Source organism: Litchfieldella qijiaojingensis, assembly GCF_014651875.1.
Classification (GTDB): Bacteria; Pseudomonadota; Gammaproteobacteria; order Pseudomonadales; family Halomonadaceae; genus Litchfieldella; species Litchfieldella qijiaojingensis.
The window spans coordinates 1-4,788 of record NZ_BMXS01000051.1; the positions used below are offsets into that span (position 1 = coordinate 1).

At 65.5% G+C, this 4,788-nt stretch carries 1 protein-coding gene; it reads left to right on the forward strand.

Annotation, left to right across the window (positions count from 1 at the left end):
• A partial coding sequence (locus IE093_RS22055) for a hemagglutinin repeat-containing protein (RefSeq protein ID WP_189473065.1) occupies nt 1–4,788 on the forward strand: 4,788 nt, incomplete at both ends.

Here is a 4,788-nt window from a genome sequence, read left to right on the forward strand (position 1 = left end):
CCAACCGCGGCCTGATCTCCACCCAGGGCGACCTCGCCGTCACCGCCCACCACCTCACCCAGCGCGGCGGGCGCCTGGCCAGCGGCGGCACCTCGACCTACCGCCTCGGCGGCACCCTCGACAACCTGGGTCGCCTGACCGGCGTCGGCAACGTCGACATCACCACGTCTTACCTCAACAATCGCGGCACCCTGGGTAGCCAAGCGGACCTGCGCATCGTCAGCCGTGGCCGCATCGACAACCGCCCCGACACCCTGCTGTTCGCCGGCGGCGACATGACGCTACGCGGCACGCGCCTGTTCAACCGCTACGGCGACATCTATAGCCGGGGCAATCTCGACTTTGCGCGTAACGACCGGCATGCCAAGGCGGAGCGCCTCGAGAACCGCTCGGGGACGATCGAGGCCGAGGGGGATATCTCGCTGTATGCCGGAAACATCGTCAACACCAAGGACCGCTATCAGGAGGAGCTCTCGCTGGTGGACCGAAGCGCCACGGCAACAAAATATAACCGCCATAGATATTATTTATATGTGGACCATGGCGGAAGGGATAGCGGTACTGTAGAAGAGTGGCGGTGGGATGGGGGCTGGTCATTCTATGAGTATGAGCTTCAGGCGCGATACGAGACCGAGGTGGCCCAGGACTCTCCCGCAGCCCGGCTGGTGGCCGGTGGCGATATGGCGATACGTGCCGGCGAGGTGCACAATGCCAATAGCCTGATAGCGGCGAACGGCAATCTGCATATCCAGGCCGATACGCTGAAAAATCAGGGTGCGCAACACCAGTCGGTTTTCAAGCGGACCTCCTACGGCAACCCCCAGGCCTTGGCGGGACTGACCCCCACAAAGGTGTGTCGCCACTGGTCCGGTTGTTTCAATTATTACGGAAATGATTACGGAAATAAGCGTTGGTATCGGGTCTGGGAAGCTGAGCTGCCCGCCGATCTTGCCGCAAGCTTAGACGACTGGAACGCCAACGACGGGCGCGATGCGCAAGGAAACGCTCTCCCCCTGCCGGAGGCACTGGCAGGCTCCGAGCAGCTCAGTCAGGTGGTGACACGAACACCGCTCCGTGGCGGGGACAAGGCGGTGATCTCCGCCGGTGGTCGGGTCTCGATCAATGTCACTGATCGTCTCGACAATGGTAAGGTCGACGACGGCGTACGCAATCAACTCAACGGCAGCCTGGCCAACACGGCGACGTCCGGGGTCGTCGACGCACTGGATATTACGCTTGCCCGACGCTCCGATGGCGCCGACGCGCACAGCGCCAGAGAATACGAGAGCGTCACTCGCAGCGATGCCTCCGCCACGGATAACCTTGCCTCGGCCGACTTCAATGCCACGATGGTGGAAACCGGTCGGTCAGCGGTCGACCCAACCTCACTCGCATCAACCGATCTCGATGCCGCGATGGTGGACACCGGCCGGTCAGCGGTCAACCCAACCCCACTCGCATCGACCGATCCCGACGCCGCGATGGTGAAAACCGGCCGGTCAGCGGTCGACCCAACCCCACTCGCATCGACCGATCCCGACGTTGCCATGGTGGAAACCGGCCGATCAGCGGTCGATCCCACTCCACTCGCATCGACCGATCCCGACGTTGCCATGGTGGAAACCGGCCGGTCGGCGGTCGATTCAAGCCCCCTTGCCTCGACCGATCTCGACGCCGCGATGGTGGAGGCCGGTCAGGAAACGGTCGATCCGAGTCCCTTCGCCTCGACTGACCGCGACGTCTCGATGGTGGAGGCCGGTCGGTCTGCAGTCTCGCCGGGCCAGATGGCGGACAGCCCGGGCGAAGTAGCCACCTACCGTGACGTGCCCTTCGAACGCGTCTCTCCCACTCAGCTTTCTTCGTTCCGCCTGCCGCGGGGGCGCTACGGGCTCTTCGTGCGCAATACCGCGCCGCAAAGCCGTTACCTGATCGAAACCAACCCGGAGTTCACCAGCGCTGATAAGCTGATGGGCTCCGACTACCTGCTCGACAAGCTGGACTACACCGATGACAGTGCCTACAAGTTGCTCGGCGATGGGCGCTACGAGTCACGCCTGGTGCGCGATGCGGTGCTGGCCAACACCGGGCAGCGCTTCCTCGAGAATTCCCTGAACGATGACTACGCCCAGTACCGCCACCTGATGGACAACGCCGTGGCGGCCAAGGACGCCCTGCAGCTCAGCGTCGGCGTCGGCCTGACGCCAGCGCAGACCGCCGCGCTCACCCACGACATCGTGTGGCTGGAAGAACAGCGGATCGAGGGCGAGACGGTGCTGGCCCCGGTGCTCTACCTCGCCCAGGTCGACGAGCGCAACGTGCGCGGCAACAGCCTGATCCAGGGCCGTGACATCGACCTGATCGCCGGCGGCGACCTGGTCAATGTCGGCACCATCCGCGCCAGCCACGATCTCGCCGCGACCAGTGGCGGCTCGATCCTCCAGGGCGGCCTGCTCGAGGCGGGCGAGCGCCTGGACCTGAGCGCCCGCGACTCGATCCGCAACGCCCTGGCGGGTGAGATTCGTGGCGGCCAGGTCAGCCTGTTGGCGCGCGAGGGCGACATCGTCAACGACCGCACCGCGGTCACCGCCGGGCACGAGCGTTCCTATGCCACCTACCTCGATCAGGGCGGCCTGATCCGCGCCCGCGACGGCCTGGACCTGAGCGCCGGGCGCGATATCGTCAACCGCGCCGAGATCGTCAGCCAGGGCGACGTCGCCTTCCTCGCGGGACGCGATATCGTCAGCGAAGCGGTGGCCGATGTCCGGCGCCAGGTCAACGGCTATGAATCGGATGTCGGGGAAGGCAGCGAACGCACCACGCAGCTTGGCGCCAGCTTCACGACAGGCGGCGAAGCCGCGCTGATCGCCGGCCGCGACGTGACGGTCACGGCCAGTGACATCATCGCGGAAGAGGCCTTGGCCGTGACGGCGGCCCGCGACATCCGCCTCGAGGCCGGTGAAAACACCACCCACGACTGGGGTGAGACCGACTCCCGCCGGTGGTATGCCAAGGAGCGCACCGATGAGCGCACCACCACCCAGGTCGGCAGCCAACTGAGCAGCGGCGGTGACACCGACCTCAGCGCCGGGCGCGACGTGCGCCTGGCAGCCAGTGAGATCGACAGCCGCGCGGGCCTGGCCATCGAGGCGGGCAACGACATCGTCCTCGACGCCGCCGAGAACACCAGCCAAACCCAGGCCCGCGCCTGGCGGCGCGAGTCGCAAACCCGCAGCGTCGAACAAGCCGGCAGCGAACTGAAGGCCAGGGAAGACATCGCCCTGCAGGCGGAACGCCACATCACCGCCATCGCCAGCCGCGCCGAGGCGGGCGGCGACGCCTTCCTGATCGCCGGTCGCGACGTCGAACTGCTCGCCGCCAACGACGAAACGTACACGTACTCGAAGAAGACGACGAGCCACAGCTTCGGTCGCAGCGAAAGCGTGACCGAGAAGGAACGCCTGGTGACCAACGTCGGCAGCCGTATCGAGGCTGGCGGCAACATCATGATCAATACGCAACTCGCCACGGTGGAAGAAGGCCCTCACGCTGGCGAAACCGCCATCCAACTGGCCGATAGCCGCAACGTGACGATTCGGGGCAGCGATCTTCAGGCCGATGGGGAAATCATTGCCGCTGCCGGGGATACCCTGAGTATCGAAGCAGGCGAGTCCAGCTATGAATACGAACGGCGCAAGACCAAGCGCGGCTTCGCCGGCCTGAGTGGCTCCGCCAGTCGGGAAAATCACGAGCGGCTGGCCACCCGGAGCACCGATGTTCAGGGAACCGAAGGAGTCACCCTGATCAGCGGAGGGGACACCAACGTTCTGGCCAGCCAGATTGCCTCGGATGACGATATTCATGTCGGCGCCGGTTTGGACGGAGAAGGCTCGATCAATATCGTGTCCGGCCGTGACATCGCGCGCGATGCCAAGGCGGAAAGTTCCTTCAGCTTCGGGCTGGGGATGCCGAAGCTGTTCGAAAGCGAGGCCTACGACGAGACGACGGAGCAGTCGTTCACCGCCCCCTCCCGGCTGACGGCGGGCGGTCGGATATCGCTCACCGCGCCCGATGATATCCGCATCACCGGCTCGGATCTGACCGGCAAGGCGGGCATCGACATGGAGGCCGGTGACGATCTGGTAATCGGAGCCGCGGCGGAGAGCATGCGCCATGCCCGCAAAGAACGTGAGCTCGAGCTAACGGCGCTCGATCTGGGGCAGGCCCTGACCCAGCCCCATGAGTTGATCCAGGCCGAAGACGGCCAGCTCAAGTTTCGTATCGGCGAGGGCCGCTACGACGCCGAGGATCTCCGCGAAGCGCACATCACGCAGCGTGGCTCGCAACTGGTCAGCGATGGGGATATCCGCTTGCAGGCCGACCACGACCTGTCGGTGATCGGCTCGCGAGTCCTGGCGGATCACGACGACGATGGCCAGGGCGCCGCCATCCTGCGGGCCGGCGACGATCTGTCCATCATCGACGCCTCGGAGCAGAGCACCAGCGATCACGAGGAAACCCACGGCAAGGCCGAGGTCAGCCTGGTGGTACAGCATCAGGCCGTGGAGGTCGCCAAGGCGGTCGAAGGCCTGAACGACGCTCGCCAGCAACTGGAGCAGGCGCAGGACGACTACGCCGACTACCGGCAAACCCTGAAGCAGGCGCAGGACAGCCTCGACCGGCTCGAGCAGGATCACGCCGCCGGGGAGCCCGGCGTGACTTGGCAGGACGTGCAGGACCTGCGCGAGCAGGTGGCGGACCTGAAGGACGACGAAGCCTGGTATCGGACCG